Source organism: Janthinobacterium sp. GW456P (assembly GCF_002127655.1).
In the GTDB taxonomy this organism is placed as follows: domain Bacteria; phylum Pseudomonadota; class Gammaproteobacteria; order Burkholderiales; family Burkholderiaceae_D; genus Janthinobacterium.
This window is the reverse complement of sequence record NZ_NEHB01000031.1, coordinates 43,395-60,612: the sequence shown is the minus strand read 5'-3', so window position 1 is coordinate 60,612 and position 17,218 is coordinate 43,395. Positions and strand designations below refer to the sequence as shown.

24 protein-coding genes are annotated in these 17,218 nt (G+C 60.1%); all 24 read left to right on the top strand.

Going from position 1 to position 17,218, the window contains the following annotated elements; translation table 11 throughout:
- Positions 1 to 3 precede the first annotated feature (3 nt).
- Positions 4 to 783, top strand: coding sequence for a flagellar basal-body rod protein FlgG (gene flgG, locus CBW66_RS23260; RefSeq protein ID WP_086139177.1), 780 nt, complete (start codon positions 4 to 6; stop codon positions 781 to 783).
- 3 nt (positions 784 to 786) lie between these two features.
- A complete protein-coding gene (gene flgA / locus CBW66_RS23255; RefSeq protein ID WP_086139176.1) occupies positions 787 to 1,767 on the top strand; it encodes a flagellar basal body P-ring formation chaperone FlgA in 981 nt (326 codons plus the stop codon).
- Positions 1,768 to 1,770: 3 nt separating this feature from the next.
- Complete coding sequence (locus tag CBW66_RS23250) at positions 1,771 to 2,343, top strand: flagellar basal body L-ring protein FlgH (protein ID WP_086139175.1); 573 nt, start codon at positions 1,771 to 1,773, stop codon at positions 2,341 to 2,343.
- Positions 2,344 to 2,345: 2 nt separating this feature from the next.
- A complete protein-coding gene (locus CBW66_RS23245) occupies positions 2,346 to 3,464 on the top strand; it encodes a flagellar basal body P-ring protein FlgI (RefSeq protein WP_086139174.1) in 1,119 nt (372 codons plus the stop codon).
- 41 nt (positions 3,465 to 3,505) lie between these two features.
- Complete coding sequence (locus CBW66_RS23240; protein WP_170932968.1) at positions 3,506 to 3,901, top strand: flagellar basal body protein; 396 nt, start codon at positions 3,506 to 3,508, stop codon at positions 3,899 to 3,901.
- On the top strand, positions 3,901 to 4,335 hold the full coding sequence (flgC, locus tag CBW66_RS23235) for a flagellar basal body rod protein FlgC (protein WP_086139172.1): 435 nt from the start codon (positions 3,901 to 3,903) through the stop codon (positions 4,333 to 4,335). Before CBW66_RS23240 ends, flgC begins: the two co-directional genes overlap by 1 nt.
- The gene (fliE, locus tag CBW66_RS23230) at positions 4,335 to 4,628 is read left to right on the top strand and encodes a flagellar hook-basal body complex protein FliE (RefSeq protein WP_086139171.1); all 294 of its coding nucleotides are present in this window, start codon (positions 4,335 to 4,337) and stop codon (positions 4,626 to 4,628) included. Before flgC ends, fliE begins: the two co-directional genes overlap by 1 nt.
- Before the next feature lie 10 nt (positions 4,629 to 4,638).
- Positions 4,639 to 6,084 (top strand): flagellar basal-body MS-ring/collar protein FliF, encoded by a 1,446-nt coding sequence (gene fliF / locus CBW66_RS23225; RefSeq protein WP_139841696.1) that lies wholly within the window; start codon positions 4,639 to 4,641, stop codon positions 6,082 to 6,084.
- Entirely contained in the window at positions 6,081 to 6,599 is a 519-nt protein-coding gene (locus CBW66_RS23220) for a hypothetical protein (RefSeq protein ID WP_086139169.1), read from the top strand. The genes fliF and CBW66_RS23220 overlap by 4 nt, the downstream gene beginning before the upstream one ends.
- On the top strand, positions 6,587 to 7,348 hold the full coding sequence (locus CBW66_RS23215) for a FliH/SctL family protein (protein WP_086139168.1): 762 nt from the start codon (positions 6,587 to 6,589) through the stop codon (positions 7,346 to 7,348). The genes CBW66_RS23220 and CBW66_RS23215 overlap by 13 nt, the downstream gene beginning before the upstream one ends.
- Positions 7,345 to 8,664, top strand: coding sequence for a FliI/YscN family ATPase (locus CBW66_RS23210; RefSeq protein WP_086139167.1), 1,320 nt, complete (start codon positions 7,345 to 7,347; stop codon positions 8,662 to 8,664). The genes CBW66_RS23215 and CBW66_RS23210 overlap by 4 nt, the downstream gene beginning before the upstream one ends.
- Positions 8,664 to 9,140: a hypothetical protein gene (locus tag CBW66_RS23205; RefSeq protein WP_086139166.1), complete on the top strand. Its 477-nt coding sequence runs from the start codon at positions 8,664 to 8,666 to the stop codon at positions 9,138 to 9,140. Before CBW66_RS23210 ends, CBW66_RS23205 begins: the two co-directional genes overlap by 1 nt.
- Positions 9,124 to 9,960, top strand: a complete 837-nt coding sequence (locus CBW66_RS23200; protein WP_139841695.1) for a hypothetical protein — start codon at positions 9,124 to 9,126, stop codon at positions 9,958 to 9,960. The genes CBW66_RS23205 and CBW66_RS23200 overlap by 17 nt, the downstream gene beginning before the upstream one ends.
- A complete protein-coding gene (locus tag CBW66_RS23195) occupies positions 9,960 to 10,364 on the top strand; it encodes a flagellar hook capping FlgD N-terminal domain-containing protein (RefSeq protein WP_086139164.1) in 405 nt (134 codons plus the stop codon). Before CBW66_RS23200 ends, CBW66_RS23195 begins: the two co-directional genes overlap by 1 nt.
- Before the next feature lie 11 nt (positions 10,365 to 10,375).
- Positions 10,376 to 11,566: a flagellar hook protein FlgE gene (locus tag CBW66_RS23190; RefSeq protein WP_086139163.1), complete on the top strand. Its 1,191-nt coding sequence runs from the start codon at positions 10,376 to 10,378 to the stop codon at positions 11,564 to 11,566.
- The gene (locus tag CBW66_RS23185) at positions 11,566 to 12,339 is read left to right on the top strand and encodes a FliM/FliN family flagellar motor C-terminal domain-containing protein (RefSeq protein WP_086139162.1); all 774 of its coding nucleotides are present in this window, start codon (positions 11,566 to 11,568) and stop codon (positions 12,337 to 12,339) included. Before CBW66_RS23190 ends, CBW66_RS23185 begins: the two co-directional genes overlap by 1 nt.
- Positions 12,340 to 12,371: 32 nt before the next feature.
- Positions 12,372 to 12,719, top strand: a complete 348-nt coding sequence (locus CBW66_RS23180) for a FliM/FliN family flagellar motor switch protein (protein WP_170932967.1) — start codon at positions 12,372 to 12,374, stop codon at positions 12,717 to 12,719.
- On the top strand, positions 12,716 to 13,102 hold the full coding sequence (locus CBW66_RS23175) for a flagellar biosynthetic protein FliO (protein ID WP_086139160.1): 387 nt from the start codon (positions 12,716 to 12,718) through the stop codon (positions 13,100 to 13,102). The genes CBW66_RS23180 and CBW66_RS23175 overlap by 4 nt, the downstream gene beginning before the upstream one ends.
- Positions 13,092 to 13,874, top strand: a complete 783-nt coding sequence (gene fliP, locus CBW66_RS23170; RefSeq protein WP_086139159.1) for a flagellar type III secretion system pore protein FliP — start codon at positions 13,092 to 13,094, stop codon at positions 13,872 to 13,874. Before CBW66_RS23175 ends, fliP begins: the two co-directional genes overlap by 11 nt.
- Before the next feature lie 8 nt (positions 13,875 to 13,882).
- Positions 13,883 to 14,638, top strand: a complete 756-nt coding sequence (locus CBW66_RS23165; RefSeq protein WP_086139158.1) for a sigma-70 family RNA polymerase sigma factor — start codon at positions 13,883 to 13,885, stop codon at positions 14,636 to 14,638.
- A 57-nt stretch (positions 14,639 to 14,695) separates the two neighbouring features.
- On the top strand, positions 14,696 to 15,283 hold the full coding sequence (locus CBW66_RS23160; protein ID WP_139841694.1) for a hypothetical protein: 588 nt from the start codon (positions 14,696 to 14,698) through the stop codon (positions 15,281 to 15,283).
- A gap of 39 nt (positions 15,284 to 15,322) precedes the next feature.
- Positions 15,323 to 15,697: a hypothetical protein gene (locus CBW66_RS23155; protein WP_086139156.1), complete on the top strand. Its 375-nt coding sequence runs from the start codon at positions 15,323 to 15,325 to the stop codon at positions 15,695 to 15,697.
- 77 nt (positions 15,698 to 15,774) lie between these two features.
- Positions 15,775 to 16,941, top strand: coding sequence for a tetratricopeptide repeat protein (locus CBW66_RS23150; RefSeq protein ID WP_086139155.1), 1,167 nt, complete (start codon positions 15,775 to 15,777; stop codon positions 16,939 to 16,941).
- An 8-nt stretch (positions 16,942 to 16,949) separates the two neighbouring features.
- Positions 16,950 to 17,204 carry a flagellar biosynthetic protein FliQ gene (locus tag CBW66_RS23145; RefSeq protein ID WP_230492350.1) on the top strand — a complete coding sequence of 85 codons (255 nt, stop codon included), beginning with the start codon at positions 16,950 to 16,952 and terminating at the stop codon, positions 17,202 to 17,204.
- Positions 17,205 to 17,218: the final 14 nt, after the last annotated feature.

Below are 17,218 nucleotides of genomic sequence, written 5' to 3'. Positions count from 1 at the left end.
AGCATGAACGATTCGCTCTATATCGCCGCCACCGGCATGCACATGCAGCAAAAAAGTGTCGACACCATCGCCAATAATCTGGCGAATGTGAATACACCCGGTTTCAAAAAGGGGCGCGTCAGTTTTGAAGACATGGTCAGCCGCGAAGTGTCGCGCGCGGTGCGCGGCGATGACGTGCAGGCGGGGCAGAACCTGTGGCGGGGACGTGGTGTCGGTATTTTTTCACTGTCCCAGGTATTTACTGCCGGCGACTTGAAAAAGACGGATTCAGCCATGGATGTCGCCATCAAGGGCGAAGGTTTTTTCGAGGTGGTCGATGTCGACGGCACGCCTGCGTATAGCCGCGGCGGAACCTTGTCGGTCGACAAGGACGGCTTTCTAGCCACTTCCGATGGCCACGTATTCAAACCGGCGATCCATGTGGGTACCGATGCCAGGGAAGTGAGCTTGAGCGCCGATGGCCGTGTGATGGTGAGCCGCGACAAAGGCGAGGCAAGCGAGGTGGGGCGCATCGAGCTGGCACGCTTTTCTGACACGACGGGCCTGCTGTCGCTGGGCGGCAACCTGTACAAACCGTCGGAACGTTCCGGCGATGCGATCTACGGCAAGCCGGGCGATGATGGGCTGGGAACCTTGGCGCAAGGTTTCCTTGAGTCGTCGAATGTCAAGCTGATCGAGGAAATGGTCGATTTGATGGTGGCGCAACGCGCGTACGAAAGCAGTGTGAAGGTGATCCAGGCTTCCGATGAAATGCTGGGTATGAGCAATAACCTGCGGAAATAAAGTATGGCTGCAGCGAGCTTCCTGTTCCGCTGGTTGGCTTGCGCACCACTCGCCGTGCTGGGTATTGCGGCGCATGCCTCGACGGTAAAAATTGATTTGCGCGACGAAGTCTTGCTGAGCCGCCCGCGCATGGTGCTGTCGGACCTTGCCAAGGTCGATGCGGGGGATGCCCGGATGACCGAGGCGATTGCCGCGCTGCCTGTGGGCAGCGCCCCCTTGGCCGGGCATGTCGACCGGCGTAGCCGCGCCGAGCTGGAAGTGGCTTTGCGGGGACAGCAGTTTCCGTTGGGACAGCGCATCGAGTGGCAGGGTGCGCGCAGCGTGACGATACGCCGTGAAAGCCGCGCGCTGGACCCGGCCTTGCCGCTGGCCGAAGCGGTCCGGCATGTGTCGGCAGTGTTCGGCCCCCAATATGCGTCGCTGGAACTGAGCCTGGCGGCGCCGCTGGCGGAGTTGGCCTTGCCATCAGGCCGGGTGGAATACCGGGTGCGTGCCATCGAGCGCCAGTCGTTGCGGGCACGGCTGCCCGTGTGGGTAGATGTATTCGTCGATGGCGCCTTGTACCGCTCGGTAGTGGTGACGTTGGCGGTGGTGGCGCGGCAAGAGGTGTATGTGGCGCGCCGCGCGCTGGCCGAGGGCGACACGGTGACGGCGCAGGATGTGGTGCTGGCCATGCGCGATGTGGCTGGCTTGGCGGATGCGGCAATGAAGCCCGAGGCGCTGGCCGGAACGCCGCGTTTGCGGGCAGGGCTGGCGCAGGGGCAGGTGTTGACTGTCCGGCAAGTGGCGCCGGCCGGCATCGTCATGCGCGGTGACAGGGTGGTGGTAGAGGTCAGGAATCATGGAATTTTGCTGGAAACTGTGGCTGTGGCGCAAGCCGATGGACAGCTTGGACAAATGGTGCCAGTCAAATTGCAGCAAAGTAGCGAGGCGGTCAGTGCAAAAGTCATTGCGCCGGGCCAGGTGCGAATCGATGGAAGGTAGGCAATGCGTTACTTGAAAATTGTAGGCTACTTGGCGATGCTGGCAGGCACGGCGCACGCGCACGCGGACAGCCTGTATCAGCCTGGTAGCTACCAGTCGCTGACCTCGGATTTGCGGCCGCGCCGGGCTGGCGACCTGATTACCGTGATGGTGTATGAAAATGCCAGCGCCACCAGCACTGCCAATACCAGCGCCGGGCGCGATGCCGGCGTGGGTCTCGAAATCCAGCGCCCTGGCCGCGGATATGCCGCCGGCATCAATGCGAATAATCAGATGGATGGCCGTGGCCGCACGGCGCGCGAAGGACGGGTGCTGGCGCAAATTACGGTCAGCGTGCGCGAAGTGCTGGCTGGCGGCGACCTGGTCGTGGCCGGTGAGCAGATACTGAATGTGAATAACGAGCAGCAGACGATCAAGGTGGAAGGCCGTATTCGTCCGCAGGATGTGTCCGATGCGAACGTGGTCTTGTCGACCCGCATCGCCGACGCGAAGATCAGCTACGCCGGCCAGGGCGACCTGGCCGACTCGCAGCGTCCGGCGTGGTGGCAGCGCTTCCTGACCTTCTTCGGATTGTAACCATGATCAAACATCTATTGCGCGCTGGCTTGCTGGCGGCGTTGCTGTGCAGCGGATGGACCCAGGCCGAGGTGATCCGCATCAAGGACCTCGGCAAGATGGCGGGCTGGCGTGACAATGCACTGACTGGCTACGGCATCGTTACCGGCCTGGCCGGTACCGGGGACTCCAGCCGCAACAAGGCGACGCGCCAGTCGATCGCCAATATGCTGTCGCGCTTCGACATGAGTATCGTGGCCGACGATGTGCAGAGCCGCAACGTCGCCGCGGTCATGGTCACTGCCACGCTGTCGCCGTTCGCCCGCGCTGGCGAGGCGCTCGATGTGACGATCACGTCGATCGGCGACGCGCGAAGCCTGGTCGGCGGCGCGCTGATGCTGGCGCCTTTGAAAGGACCGGATGGGCGTATTTATGCGCTGGCCCAAGGGCCGGTATCGGTCGGCGGCTATAAGTACGACATGAATGGCAACGTGGTGCAGAAAAACCACCCGACCGTCGCGTCGGTGCCGGGTGGCGCCGTCGTCGAGGTTGGCGTGCCGGCCGACGTTACCCATGCTGGCCAGAGCGTCACCTTTGTCCTGGCTGAACCGGACTATACGACCGCCACGCGGGTCGCCAGCGCCATCAACAGCGCACTGGGCACGGGCCTGGCGGTGGCGCAGGATGCCGCCGGCATCGAGGTGCGCATACCCGAAGCGCGGCGCGGCCGCGTCACCGATTTCCTGACCGCCCTGGAAAACGTCACGGTCGAACCGGACCGCCGTGCCCGCGTCGTGATCAACGAGCGCACCGGCACCGTGGTGTCGGGCGGCGACGTGCGCATTTCCAAGGTGGTGGTGTCGCATGGCGAGTTGAAAGTCACCATCCTTACCGACAATTCGGTATCCCAGCCATTGCTGGTAAGCCGCGTCGGCGATGGTGTGCGCAGCCTGCGCGTCGCCAACAGCCGGGTCGATGTGGAGGAGCGGGGTGAAACGGGTTATGTGGCGGCGACCAGCAATACGGTGGCCGACCTGGTGCAGTCGCTGGCGCGCCTGAAGACGAACACGCGCGACATGATTTCGATCCTGCGTGCCGTCAAAGCCGCCGGGGCGCTGCATGCGGAACTGGTGGTGCAGTAACAAGCGGGCGCCGGCGCCAGTCCATGGCCTCGGCTGTAGTCATGAATGATGAAGCGGGAGTTGGTTCCATGGTATCACTTATCGATAGCAGTACGACCGGGTTGTTGAGTCTGGCATTGGACGCTGCAGGCATGCGGCAGCAGGCGATCGCACAAAATATCGCCAACGCGAATACGCCCGGATATCAGCGCCTGGCTGTCAGTTTTGAAGGCCGGCTGGCGGAACTGTCCCGTAGCACCGGCGGTGCGGCGCCGTCGCTGGCCAGCCTGGGAGATTTCCGGCCGGCGTTTGAACTGGCTGGCAATGGCGAGCCCGTGGCGCTCGATATGGAAGTGGCGGCATTATCAGAGAACACCTTGCACCAGCAAGCGTTGCTGAAGGCACTGAACAAACACTTTGCACTGCTGGGCAGTGCAATCAATGAGGGTAAACGCTGATGGACTATAACGCGGCATTCCAGATCAGCGCCAGCGGCATGCGGGTTGAAAAACTGCGGCTCGACGTGACGGCAGCCAATATCGCCAATATGCACAATGCGGCGCCATCGGCGGCGCAGCTGTACCGGCCCATGCAGGTGCTGGCGCAGCAGGCACCAATGGCGTTCAGCCAGCAGTTCGGCGCGCTGTATGCGGCCGGGCAGGGCGGTGTGCAGGTGGCATCCGTCGAACCGCAAGCGGTGCAGCCGCGCATGGTGTACGAGCCGGGTCATCCCTATGCCGATACCAAGGGTTTCGTGGCGTATCCCGGCGTCAATCATACGGCCGAGATGGTGAATCTGAATACGGCATTGCGTGCGTATGAGGCCAACGTGGTAGCTATGAATGCCGCCAAGACCATGGCGGCGCGCACACTTGAAATCGGGGGGCAGTGATGGCCATCGAATCGATCGCGGCTGCCGCGCTGGTCCAGCCAGGCGTGGCGCCAGTGGCCGCACATCCGCCTGCCGCAGGCTTTGGCCAGTGGTTTGCCGCGGAACTGAAATCGGTCAATGCCAGCCTGGAGCTGGCGGATACGGACGTGAAAAAGCTGGCGGCAGGAGAATCCCAGAGCCTGCACGAGGTGATGATCCATCTTGAAGAGGCCAAATTGTCGTTCCAGTTGTTGGCGCAGGTGAGAAATCGTTTGCTGGACGCGTATCAGGAAGTAATGCGGATGCAGGTATAGGAGCTAGACGGTGACATCATTAGTACAAGCATGGCAGCGCCTGGCAATGCAGGCGCGCATCGGCATCATTGCAGGTGTCGTCCTGATCGCCGGCCTGGTGATCAGCCTCGGGTTCTGGGCATACCGTGCCGATTATCAGGTGCTGTTCTCGGAGGTGGCACCTGCCGACGCAGCGGCAATGACCGCCGAACTCGATCGCATGAAAACGCCCTATCAGCTGACCGATGGCGGCAATACCATCCTGGTACCGAAGGATCTCGTCTATAAGACTCGGCTCAAGTTGATGGGCAAGGAAATGCCATTGCATGGCGCGGTGGGTTTTGAAGTATTTAATAATGCCGATTTCGGCATGACCGAATTTGTGCAAAAAGTAAATTATTTGCGCGCGATTCAGGGCGAACTGACGCGCACCATACTCTCCATCGAAGAGATCCAGGCGGCCCGCGTGCACCTGGCACTGCCTGAGCAGGGACTGTTCAAGAAGGCCGTCACCAAGCCGAAAGCGTCGGTGACGCTGACCATGAAGGCCGGCCGTGTGCTTGGCGCAGCGCAAGTGGCGGGCATCCAGCGGTTGGTCGCGGCATCCGTGCCCGATATTGTCAGCGATGATGTCACCGTACTGAACCAGCATGGCGTGGCGCTGACGCGCATTGCGCAGGCCGATGGTGGTGAGCAGGGCGTTTCGCAGCTCGATTCCAAGCGCAGCACGGAAGAATACCTGGTCAAGAAAGTGACGCAAGTATTGGACCGCACCTTTGGCACCGGCGAGACGGTGGCTAGCGTCGACGTGGTGCTCAATCTCGACCAGAGCAAGATCACGACAGAGGAAGTCTTGCCGGCCAAGGGGCTGGCGGCTGACGTTCAACCTGCCGGCGTGATGGTGCGCGACCGCCAGAGCAGCCGTGAAGGTAATGGCGCACCGGCCGGGGAGCAAAAGGGGCAGGGCGCGGGCGGCAGTAGCAGCGAGTCCGACTACCAGGTCGGGCGTCGTGTCGAGCAACTGGTGCCGGCGAGCGGCACCGTCAAACGCATGACCGTGGCCGTGCTGCTGAAGCAGCCATTGAACGATGTCCAGTTGGAGCATCTGAAAGAAGTGGTCGCGCTGGCGCTTGGCTTCAACAGCCAGCGAGGTGATGCTGTGGTGGTGTATTCGATGGATAAATTCGCCACTGCCGCCAACCGTGCGCCGGCAGTGGCCACACCAGCCGCCGATGTGCCGCTGCAAACCGCGCCATTGAATGCCGCCATTGTGCCGCAGTGGCCGGTAGCGGCCGTGCTGCTGGCTATTTTGGCTGTGCTGGCCTTGGCATGCGCGCTGTATCTGCTGCTCAAACGCCGCAACCGCCGCCGTACTGAAAAGCGGCTGGATCCTGTCGCCAGGCAGCAATTGCTTAACGAGGTCAAGCAATGGATCGCCACGCCTGCTGGCGGCACTTTATATGGAGAGCGCAAGTGAGCGGCTATCGCCAGGCGGCCATTGCGTTGCATGCTGTCGGTGCGGCCGACCGACGGCTGATCCTGGCCGAACTGCCGGCGGCCGACCGCGACACCTTGACCGCCTATTTACGCGAGTTGAAGGAGCTGGGGTTCGATGGCGCGGATGCGGAGGAGGTACTGTCGACACCTGTTCCGCCACCGCCAGCGGTTACTTCGCTTGACCGTATCATGGCCGCCAGTCCTGCGACCATGTTTGCTATTTTCCGGCATGAACCGGCATCCATGGTGGCGCAGTTCCTCGCGCTGGAGGATTGGCCCTGGGCGCCTGCGATGCTCGAGCTGTTTCCAGCGATACAGCGTGAACGCATCCGCGCCGCACGTCCGTGCGCGGTACCCGATGCGCCGGCGCGCCAGCGTTTTGTGTTCGATGCGGTGTTCGCACGTGTTGACGCCACGGCTTGCCAGCAGCCTCAAACACGGCATGCCTCTCCTTTGGCGTCGCTGTTGCGTAAAGTGACATCATGGACCCGATAATCCGCGCTGCGACAGTGTCGTCCGTGCCGCGGCAGTTGCGCGGTGCGGTAAAGCGTGTCGAGGCGGTGCAGGTTGCACCACTGGATGCGCAGATTGTAAAAAATGTCCTGTCTTCGCCGGTAGTGTCAGCGCCGGCACCAGCTCTTCCTCCAGTATCTGCTGACGAGCGCAAGGCATTTGATGCTGTGGTCAAGGAAGTGGCAGAACAGAAAGCGCAATTGTTGCTCAGCAAGAAGAAACTCGATGATGACGCGGCTGCAGTGCTGAAGGACGCGGAGCGCCGGGGCCTGGCGCAGGGGATGGAAAAGGGCGAGCGCGAGGCGCTCACTCTGGTTGCACGCAAGATCGAAGTGCTGGTATCGCTGGCCGACGCCGTGGAAACGTCGCGCGCTCATGCTCTCGGGCAGGCAGAAGACATGCTGGTGGAAATCGCCCATGCGGCAGTGTGCCGCATGGTCGGCGCCACTGCCGCAAGCCGGGACACGCTGCAGGACATGGTGCGCACCATTGCGCGCGATGAACATGCTGCCAAACAATTGCGTATACGCATGCATCCGCAAGACCTGGCTACGCTGCAGGACAACGATACACCGCTCGACGCGCGCATTACCTTGCAGGCCGATAGTGCGGTGGAAATTGGCGGCTGTATGGTCGACAGCGATAAAGGCACGCTTGATGCACGTCTGGAAACCCAGCTGTCACGCCTCGGCGAGGCTTTGCTGGCTGTGAGGAACGGCGGTACCGCATGATGCAGGCTTACCTGGACGCCGTGCATCATGCCGACTTGACTTGCCGCTCAGGGCACGTGCTGAGCATCTCCGGCCAAAGTATCGAAGCGCAGGGGCCTGATGTCAGCATCGGTGAAGTGTGCGAAGTGAGTCTGGCTCAGACGTCAGGCAAGCTGCTGGCCGAAGTGGTTGGCATGCGTCCGGGACGTGTCATCCTGATGCCCTATGGCGACTTGCGTGGGATTGCCGCCGGCAGCCGCGTCGAGGCCGTGCGTCAGGCACCCGGCATTCCGGTTGGAGCCAGCTTGCTGGGCCGCGTCATCGACGCCTTTGGCGTACCGATCGACGGTGGGACGCCATTGGCGGCGCACAAAACGCGCAGTCTGCATGCTGCCCCGATCAATCCGTTGAGCCGGCCGCGCATCAAGGACTTGATGCCTACGGGAGTGCGCGCCATCGATACCATGCTGCCATTAGGGCGGGGCCAGCGCATGGGTATCTTCGCTGGCAGCGGCGTTGGCAAAAGTACATTGCTGGGCATGCTGGCACGCGATGTTCAGGCTGACGTAAACGTGATTGCGCTGATCGGTGAGCGTGGACGTGAAGTCCGCGAATTCGTGGAAAAGCAGCTGGGCCTCAAGGGGCTGGAGCGCAGTGTCGTGGTGGTGGCGACGTCGGATCAGCCGGCGCTGGTACGTACCCGCGCCGCGTACGCTGCGACCGCCATTGCCGAGCATTTTCGTGAGGAAGGCCAGCAGGTGCTGCTGATGATGGATTCAATTACCCGTTTCGCCATGGCGCGACGTGAAATCGGTCTTGCTGCAGGGGAGCCGCCAACCGCGCGCGGATATACGCCGTCGGTCTTTTCCGATATTCCCGCCCTGTGCGAGCGCTGCGGCACGACCGATTCAGGCGGTGCCATCACTGCCCTGTACACGGTGCTGGTGGAAGGCGACGATTTTAACGAGCCTATTTCCGACATTGTGCGGGCTACGCTGGACGGCCATATCATGCTGTCGCGCGAGCTCGCACATGAAGGACATTTTCCGTCGATCGATGTCTTGCAAAGCACCAGCCGGCTGGCTTCGGAACTGGTGGGGCGCGAAGACCAGGACCTCATGCTTACGGTGGTGGAAGCGTTGTCCACTTACCAGCGTAACCGGCAGATGGTGGACATGGGTGCTTACCGTAGCGGCAGCAATGCGGCGATCGACCGCGCCATCGCCCTGCATCCGGCAATTATCGGCGTTCTGCGCCAGTCGGTGCAGGAGTCGACGACACGGGCAGACGCCTTGGCGCGCTTGCGGGCAGCACTTGTCGTGCGGGACGGTGCGTAATGGGCAGCGACCGCCGTTTCCAGTATGCCTTGCAACCAATGCTCCTGACGCGCCAATGGGAACTCGACCGCCTGCGCTCGGAGCTGGGCGAGGTGAACGCGGCATGGGCCGTGCAAGATACCTCTGTCAAGGCGCTGCTGCAGCGCCAACAGGCCTCGATGCAGGAATGGGGCGGCCTGGAAGGCACACCACGACCACTATCGGTGGACCGGTTTGTCATGCTGGCGCGCTATATTGAAGATTGCGGTGCGCAGGCCAGGCGCGCGCAAGAGGCGCTCGATGCCCTGACGCAGCGTCGCGACGACCTGACGGAACGCCTGCATCTGGCGCATCGGGCGCTCGATGCCGTCCATGAGCACCGAGAAAAGATGCAGGTGCGATTCCTGCAAGACAGGATCAGCCTTGTTTTCAAGGCCGCAGATGATCAATGGGGAATGTCGCGCACGACGGAGGCAGCACATGACAGTGAATCTTGAACCGGTCGACGGCCATCTGCCATCGTTTCGCAATCCATCTGCGCCACGGCAGGGACAGCAGGAGCGCTGGCTATTTGAACTGGAAACGGCACTGTTGGAGCAAGGCGTGAAGAAAAATGCTCAGCGTCCGGCTGCCGATACGGGAGAGGGAGCGCGCCCGCCGCAACCGGCAGCCAATCAGACTGCCGCACAGCGCCCGTTGCGCGCTGATGCAGGGGAGCTGAAAGGCAACACGCTGACAGCGCCTGCCTTGCCTGGTGCATTGCCAAACGGCTATACCGTGTACGGCGTAGCCGTTGCTGCGGAGGCAGGCGCACTGCCGCGCGTCGCCATACATGGCACCGTTGCTAGCGATACCCCAGACCGTACAGTGGCTGTCATGCGGCCCTCCGATGGCGACGGTGGCGGCGTGGTGCGCACGCAACCCTTGGCGCTGTTGGCCGGCTTAAGCGCTGGCTCCGCTGCAAATTCGGGCACAGAGCGAATGCTGGAGGCGGAGCCGGCCAATATGCCGCTAACGCAGTTGACGCAGGATGACACGCCAGACTACGCGTTGCGGCAAATGCATCTGTACCGCGAAAGCGGCGGTGTGCGTGCATGGATACGTGATGCATCGCTGAACGCAGTTCAGGAACGGCTGGTGGCGCAGGCCATGCTGCTGGAGCTGCATGGCGCCGGCACGCGCATGACCGCGCTGACTGTGAATGGAAAAGAGATACTTATCAAGCAGAAAGCCTACGCAAGCGCTGACTGCTTTGTTGCCGAGCCCATGCCTACCGGCAGCGCCGGAATCCCACTCATCAATAAGGATGCACTCTGATGGCCGTTAATCCCATTTCTGCGGCAGGCGCGAACCAGCCAGCCCAGTCCAGCAATATCGCCATTCAGGATTTCCTGAAGATCCTGACCGCGCAGCTGAACAGTCAGGATCCACTCAAGCCGGTCGATAACCAGGAGTTCGTGGCGCAGATTGCGCAATTCGCATCGCTGGAGCAAAGCCGCCAGCTCAACGCCAAGATTGATGAGTTGCTGTCGGTGCAGTCGTCGCTGCAATCGGTTGGCCTGCTTGGCAAGACGGTGGATATTAATCAGGGTGGCGGCGTGGTCACCGGTAAGGTGACGGCACTCGATTTTGCCTCCGGCCAGCCGCTGCTGACCCTGCAGACCTCCTCCGGAGCCTTCCAGGACAAGGTGACGCTGTCCCAACTTACGAATGTCCGTTAAAGGAAAACATCATGCTTGATACACTGTTGATCGGTACTTCCGGCTTGTTGGGCTATTCGCAAGGTTTGCGGGTAGTGGGAAACAACCTGGCCAATGTCAATACACCGGGCTTCAAAAAGTCACAGCCAGAGTTCTCCGACTTGTTCGACAAGGGCAGCAACGCCGCGCACGCCAATGGCCGCAGTGGTGGCGGATCGCGCGGTGTCGGCTTGAATACCTTGGGGGCACAGATCAACTTCAAGAGCGGGATTGATCAGGGTACGGGCAATCCACTTGATGTAATGATTGATGGAAATGGCATGTTTGTCATCCGCCGCGATGATCAATTACTGTATACCCGTGCCGGCGATTTTCAGTTCAATGCCCAGGATATGTTGGTCAATACCAGTGGCGACCATGTCCAGGCCCTTGACAGTAGCGGCAAGCTCGCTGACGTTCAGCTTGGGACATTGGCGCGCAATCCACCCAAGGCAACGAGCACGATCAAAATTAGCGGCAACCTCACCAGCACTGTTGCCACACCCGCCATTGATGCGACGATGACAGGATTGAACATCATTGATGCGGCGGGCGCCAGCCACAATGTCAATCTGATCTTCAAGGACCTGGGCGGCGGCAATTTCAAGGTGACCGTCAACGATGTCGCGACCGGAACGGCAGTCGGTACAGGCGAGCTGAAATTTAATTCCGGCTTCCTGCTGCCGGGATTCGATGTGGTGACCTTTGCGTACAGTTCTGCCACGGTGCCGGCCTTTGACGTCAAGCTCGACTTTACCAGCAACGTGAACTCCTTTCCCACCCCTAGCAGTCTGAGCCTGGTATCCCAGGATGGCTACATGGCGGGCAGCATGACGGAACAGGCAATAGCTGCCGACGGTACGCTGTCGATTCGTTATTCCAATAACCAGACGGCGAAGGGGCCGCGCCTGGCACTGGCCAATTTTCATGCCTTGGGTGACTTGATACAGGTTGGCGGTGGTGCATTTTCCGCTGCGGCGCAGCTCCCGGTTCAGTACGGCTATGCCGGCGTTGATGCCTATGGCAAGCTCGCACCGGGCCACCGTGAAGGCTCTAACGTTGATCTTGCCGAGGAATTCAGTAATTTAATTCTGATGCAGCGCGGTTACCAGGCGTCGTCTCACGTGATCAGCACGGCAAATGACATGATCCAGGAGCTGTTCGACATGAAAGGGCGCCGCTGATGTCGGTACAACCGTATTTATTGATATCCGATACCGTGTTGGCGGCAGTAACCGGGCATTTGCGCGCGGCGTTCGATGCCTGGTGCGCGCAGTGGGGCATTGCCGCATCGGAGATGGAATTGGATTGCCTGCGTGCCTGGGAGGCGCCAGCGGTTTCAACTGAAGCATCGTGGCGCGCCTTGCGCAGCAGTGGCGATGATCTCTGGTGGTACGCCTGCACGCCTGATTGGAACCTGCAGTTACGCCAGGCGATGTTTCCACAGGGTATTGCCGAGCCTGTCCAGGCAGCTCAATCCGGAATGGCAGACGAAGTTGCCGAGGCGGCTACCCAGGCCCTGTTCGCATCGTTGAGCGGCACAACGCAGGACGGAACGCCACTGGCGCCGCCAGCGGCAGCCTGGTCGCGCGGCGCGGGCGTTGTCGCATTAAGACTTGGCCTTGGCAAGCAAAGCATGCATGTGATTGTCAGCCAGACCGCCGTATTGCGCATCGCGCAGTGGGCGGGACACGCCGCCGGCCGCTTGCCACCGCTTGCCTCGGTGAACTACCTGCGCGCCTTGCGCGACATCCGTTTGAGCCTGCCATTGGAAGTTGGCCGTGCCGAGGTCGGCCTAGGCAGCCTGATGTTGCTTGGTGTGGGCGATGTGATTCGGCTCGATACGCTGGCAGACCGGCCGCTGACGGTCATGGGGCCGGGAGGTGGCGCATTGTTCGATGCATATCTCGGTCTCGCAGACAAAAAAGTAGCGCTGGAAGTTGTCCGGCGCGATTGACTATGTATCTTGATTCAGCATGGAGCAGTGGAATGAGCAGTACATCAAACAGTAATGGCGCCGCAGTGGCGCAGGCGCAGATCGTTGAATTATCCGAATTCAAGGAACCGGCACCGATCGGACCGGCTATCTTCGGCGGTAACCTGGGCCTGCTCGACAGTGTCAAGGTGACGCTGAACGTCATGGTCGGGGAGGTCCAGACCACCGTTGGGGAGCTGATGGAGTTGAAGGAGGCTGTGGTGCTCAAGACGGACCGCAAGGCTGATTATCCGATCGATATTGTCGTGAACGGCAATGTTGTCGCGCGTGGCCAACTCGTGGTGGTGGATGACCATTTTGGCGTTCGCATCAGTGAACTGGCCGAGGTTGACCACGCATGAGGCGAGGCATCATCGCCGTTCTGGCTTGCTCATGGTCTGGCGGCGCGGCGCTGGCGGCGCAATCGATTCCCTTCAAGCGCGATACTGAGGCCGGCACTCTGCCTGGTTCCGGTAGCATGGCCGTGTTGCTGGTGTCGCTGCTGGCAATCGTGGTGATCGTGTTCGTCCGCAAGCGTCTCAAGCTGGGCTTGCGGGCGAACGGCGCACCGGCGCTGCTGCGTGTATTGGAAACGCGCCGGTTGGGCCCTCGTTCGCTGATTTCCGTGGTCGAATTTGGTGGCAAGCAGCATTTGCTTGTGCAAGGTGAGCATGGCATTACGTGTATCGATACGATCATGGTGGATGCTCCGCCAGGCGACCGGGAGCTTAGCGATGCGCGTTGAGTTGCGGCAGTGCGCCTTGCTGGGAATTTTATTGGCCACTGTCTGTGGCGGGATGGCGGCGGCCTGGGCTGGTGGCGTAACGGAACCGGCGCTTGCGCTGCCGGGTTTGCAGGTACGTTTGGCCGAAGGGGGGGGCACACCGGCCGATGTCTCTTCGGCAATCAAAATATTGCTTGGCCTGACGATACTGAGCCTGGCGCCAGCAATCCTGATGTCGATGACCTCGTTTATCCGGATTGTGATTGTCTTGTCCATGTTGCGCCACGCGCTGGGCATGCCGGAAACGCCGCCCAATACCGTCATTATCAGTCTGGCGCTGTTCTTGACTTTTTTCACCATGTCGCCAGCCTTGCAGGAGGTCAATACCAAGGCACTGCAGCCGTACATCGCTGGTTCGCTCAGCACCGAGGCCGCCGCCGGGCGTGCCGTGTTGCCATTGCGCGAATTTATGGTCCGCCAGACACGGGAACAGGATCTTGCGCTGATGGTCGAGCTATCCAAGGCTGAAGCACCTAAGGTGATCGACGATATCAGCATGGTGCAGCTGATTCCGGCGTTCATGCTGTCGGAATTGCGTTCGGCATTCCAGATCGGCTTTGTGATTTTTCTGCCGTTTCTGCTGATCGACCTGATTGTATCGAGCGCGCTCATGTCACTTGGCATGATGATGGTGCCGCCTGCTTCGATCTCGCTGCCGCTCAAAATTCTGATGTTCGTACTGATTGATGGCTGGAATCTGGTCGTGCGTGCGTTGTTGGGCACTTTTTCTTAGGACGCTACGTGGACTGCGCCCTGCAACCGGAGGTGGTCGCCAGCAATGCTGACATGGCGCTGTTGTGGCGTATGTTCCAGAATAATCGCGATGGTGAACTGCGCAACCGCATCGTAGCGCATTACCTGCGCTTTGCGCGCATCATGGCAGCCAAGTTGTACGCAGGGCGCCATGATGTCAATGCCGAGTTTGCAGACTACGTGCAGTACGCACGTCTTGGGCTGTTGGAAGCGGTCGACCGCTTTGATAGTGCGCGAGGCATCAAGTTTGAAACTTTTGCCGCAAAACGCATCAACGGTGCGGTACTGGATGGTCTGCGCTCGTTCAGCGAGGTGCAGGAGCAGATTGTCGCGCGCAAACGCATTGTTGCCGAACGCGTTGAGACACTGCGCGGCACCGCGCCATATCCTGCCGATCCTGCTGCGTTGTTTGCGCAGCTTGCCGAAATGGCGATCGGATTGGCTGTGGGGTTTGCGCTCGATGATACTGGCATGTATTCTGATACTGGTATCCATTATCAGGACAATACGTATCACGGCATTGAACTGATGCAGTTAAAAGAGAGCATTCAAGTGGCGCTTGTCCAGTTGCAGGGCAAGCAGCGCCAAGTGATTACGTATCATTATTTGCAGCAAGTTGCTTTTGAGGAAATTGCACAGATACTCGGTGTGTCGCGCGGGCGGGTGGCGCAAATACACAAGGAGGCCTTGGGAAAACTTCGCGAGGCCTTGCGAAAGCGCGAAGGCCTGGATTTATATTGTTAGCGCCCACATTGCCCTGTTACTTGTACGTGAAAAAATAAACTTGAATCGGATTTCATTATGACTAGTGCGACCTTGTCCATGCTTGACCAAGCCGAATTGCTGCAACTGGCCTTGAATGCCAGCGCTGCCGGTGATTCGGGCGCCGCGATCGGCTATCTGAAAGAAGCCGTATCGCGCCCCGATGGCAGCGCCGCCGCGCACTACATGCTGGGGGCCGAATATGCACAAATTAAGATGTATGCGAGGGCTATTGACGAAATGGAAGCTTCACTGGCCCTGGATCCAGCCCTGTCCGTGGCACGGCTGCAACTCGGATTGCTGCGGCTGGCGGGAAATGACAGCGTGCGCGCTGCTGAAGTACTCGCTGGATTGGATGCAGTGGGTCCGCAGGATCCGTTACATCACTTTGGGCGCGGCTTGCAATGCCTGATACGTGAGGAATTGGCTGAAGCAGAAGATTCGTTAAGGCAGGGTATTGGCCTGAATCAAAGTAATCCTGCACTCAATGGTGATATGCAAAAAGTCATGGATGAGATCGCCATATTGCGCGCGGCTGCGCCACCGGCAGTATCGAAAGCAGCCGAAATTGGTGAGGGGGAACGCAGTATTTTGCTGTCCGCCTATACCGGCAATCAAAGCCATTGACCATGCGCAGCATGATTATCTCACTTGATATGGACTGACATGACATCGTCGATTGCTTCGGTTACGCAACTCGTCACGCTGATCCAGACGCAACTGGGCGGTGCTGCGTCCGTGCAGGAACGCAAAGGACGCACCGCGCCCCGCAAAGTGGCCGAGGACGATTACGCGGCGCATAAGTTGAGCGGCCTGATTCAACAGCGCGTGAAGCAAATCGCACAGGATGACCCGCAGCGTGGCCGCAAGGCATTCCGGGTATTCCTAGAGGCTGTGCTGTTGGCGCATTTCGGCGAAGCATTGGCGCACGATCCGAAGTTTTATCAAGTGCTCGATGATATCCAGTCGGCCATGGAGAATGATGCCGTCAGCGCAGTAATGATACAGAGCGCCATCGGTCATTTGCTGGCCGGAGGGTAGCGGGCGGCGCAATGAAGCGCCCCTATGTTTGATGTGTGACCAGGATAGTCCTGGTTTTTGAATGAGATTTGACACCTATGCAGCCAGAACCAAGCAATCTGACGGAAGCGGTAAGCCGGCTTGAGCGCACCGAACAATATTTGAAATCGGATCCCGTCAACCGCAACCTGTTGGCGACGGTGATTGATCAATGCCTGGAATTGGGCCGCCTGGAGGCAGCCGCTGGCTATGCCGACGCTGCGCTGGCGCTGTTTCCAGGAGATGCTTTTTTCCAGTCGCTGCGCGGCAATGTACTGATGGCGCAGCAGCGCTGGGACGACGCTGCAACCGTGTTTGTTCCATTGCTCGCGCTTCATGCCGACATGCATCTGGCCTATAACCTGGCATATTGCTATTTTTGGCTGGCGCGTTATGCCGATGCGGCCCAGGCACTTGCGCCATTCGGCTTGGCCGCCGGCATATGGCCAGAGGCCGTGACCTTGCTGTTGCGTGCGCTGCATCATGCGGGCAGGATGGATGAGGCGGTCGCGTTGATCGCGGCGCAGGAATCGCATTGCAGTACCGACCACCGCTTCCTGTCCGTGGCGAGCCTGGTCTACATGGATGCCGGCGATGCGGCTCAGGCTGAGCGCCTGAGCTTGGCCGCTCTGGCAGATCCGATGCCGCCGCTCGAGGCACTGATGGTAAGTGGCTCGATGGCACTGGCACGGTTCGATACAGCTGCCGCGGTGGAGCGTTTCGGACAAGTCATTGCACGTCATCCGCAGGAGGGGCGCAGCTGGGCCGGGCTTGGCATGAGTAGCCTGCTCGTTAACGATCTGAGCGCGGCGCGGACGCAGCTGGAACAAGCGGTCAAGTTTCTACCGTCGCATATCGGCAGCTGGCACTTGCTCGGCTGGTGCCGGTTGTTCGAGCAGGACCTAGCGGGTGCACGGCAGGTATTCGAGCAGGCACTGGCAATGGACCGCAATTTTGGCGAAAGTCACGGGGCACTGGCTGTGGTCCAGGCGCAACTGGGTGAGCGGGACCAGGCTGAAAAGAGCATCGAACGGGCCCTGGGACTGGATCCACGCGGTTTGTCTGCCCGCTATGCCCAGATGATACTGGCCGGAGATACGGTCGATCCTCTCGCATTCCGCCAGCTGGCTTTCAAATTGCTTTCGTCACAGAAGGGTGTATTTGAGGATGACTTGGGCAAAGTGGTGCAGGGTGTTGTGCAACAAAACGCAAGGAGCGACGGTTGAGGCCGGACTTGGCGCTGCAACTGCTGGCCGACGTATTGTGGAATGCCGTGTTGATTGCTGCACCGTTGCTGGCGGTAACGCTGGCAGTCGGTTTGCTGGTCAGCGTGGTGCAAGTGGTGACCCAGGTGCAGGAAGCATCCCTCACGTTCATTCCCAAAATTATCGCTGCGGTGGTCGTTCTGGTGGTGTGCGGACCGTGGATGCTGAAGCGGCTGATTGCGTTTTCAGTCACATTGATCAGTAATATACCCACCTATTTTTAATACATCCGGATTTG

Excerpts from the sequence above, each read along its gene's own strand:
- CBW66_RS23250 (WP_086139175.1), top strand. The coding sequence starts at position 1,771 with ATGCGTTACTTGAAAATTGTAGGCTACTTGGCGATGCTGGCAGGCACG.
- CBW66_RS23195 (WP_086139164.1), top strand. The coding sequence starts at position 9,960 with ATGGCCGTTAATCCCATTTCTGCGGCAGGCGCGAACCAGCCAGCCCAG.
- CBW66_RS23215 (WP_086139168.1), top strand. The coding sequence starts at position 6,587 with ATGGACCCGATAATCCGCGCTGCGACAGTGTCGTCCGTGCCGCGGCAG.
- CBW66_RS23200 (WP_139841695.1), top strand. The coding sequence starts at position 9,124 with ATGACAGTGAATCTTGAACCGGTCGACGGCCATCTGCCATCGTTTCGC.
- flgA (WP_086139176.1), top strand. The coding sequence starts at position 787 with ATGGCTGCAGCGAGCTTCCTGTTCCGCTGGTTGGCTTGCGCACCACTC.
- CBW66_RS23150 (WP_086139155.1), top strand. The coding sequence starts at position 15,775 with ATGCAGCCAGAACCAAGCAATCTGACGGAAGCGGTAAGCCGGCTTGAG.
- CBW66_RS23155 (WP_086139156.1), top strand. The coding sequence starts at position 15,323 with ATGACATCGTCGATTGCTTCGGTTACGCAACTCGTCACGCTGATCCAG.
- CBW66_RS23190 (WP_086139163.1), top strand. The coding sequence starts at position 10,376 with ATGCTTGATACACTGTTGATCGGTACTTCCGGCTTGTTGGGCTATTCG.
- CBW66_RS23180 (WP_170932967.1), top strand. The coding sequence starts at position 12,372 with ATGAGCAGTACATCAAACAGTAATGGCGCCGCAGTGGCGCAGGCGCAG.
- CBW66_RS23240 (WP_170932968.1), top strand. The coding sequence starts at position 3,506 with ATGAATGATGAAGCGGGAGTTGGTTCCATGGTATCACTTATCGATAGC.
- fliP (WP_086139159.1), top strand. The coding sequence starts at position 13,092 with ATGCGCGTTGAGTTGCGGCAGTGCGCCTTGCTGGGAATTTTATTGGCC.
- CBW66_RS23205 (WP_086139166.1), top strand. The coding sequence starts at position 8,664 with ATGGGCAGCGACCGCCGTTTCCAGTATGCCTTGCAACCAATGCTCCTG.
- fliE (WP_086139171.1), top strand. The coding sequence starts at position 4,335 with ATGGCCATCGAATCGATCGCGGCTGCCGCGCTGGTCCAGCCAGGCGTG.
- CBW66_RS23185 (WP_086139162.1), top strand. The coding sequence starts at position 11,566 with ATGTCGGTACAACCGTATTTATTGATATCCGATACCGTGTTGGCGGCA.
- CBW66_RS23210 (WP_086139167.1), top strand. The coding sequence starts at position 7,345 with ATGATGCAGGCTTACCTGGACGCCGTGCATCATGCCGACTTGACTTGC.
- CBW66_RS23245 (WP_086139174.1), top strand. The coding sequence starts at position 2,346 with ATGATCAAACATCTATTGCGCGCTGGCTTGCTGGCGGCGTTGCTGTGC.
- flgG (WP_086139177.1), top strand. The coding sequence starts at position 4 with ATGAACGATTCGCTCTATATCGCCGCCACCGGCATGCACATGCAGCAA.
- CBW66_RS23160 (WP_139841694.1), top strand. The coding sequence starts at position 14,696 with ATGACTAGTGCGACCTTGTCCATGCTTGACCAAGCCGAATTGCTGCAA.
- CBW66_RS23175 (WP_086139160.1), top strand. The coding sequence starts at position 12,716 with ATGAGGCGAGGCATCATCGCCGTTCTGGCTTGCTCATGGTCTGGCGGC.
- flgC (WP_086139172.1), top strand. The coding sequence starts at position 3,901 with ATGGACTATAACGCGGCATTCCAGATCAGCGCCAGCGGCATGCGGGTT.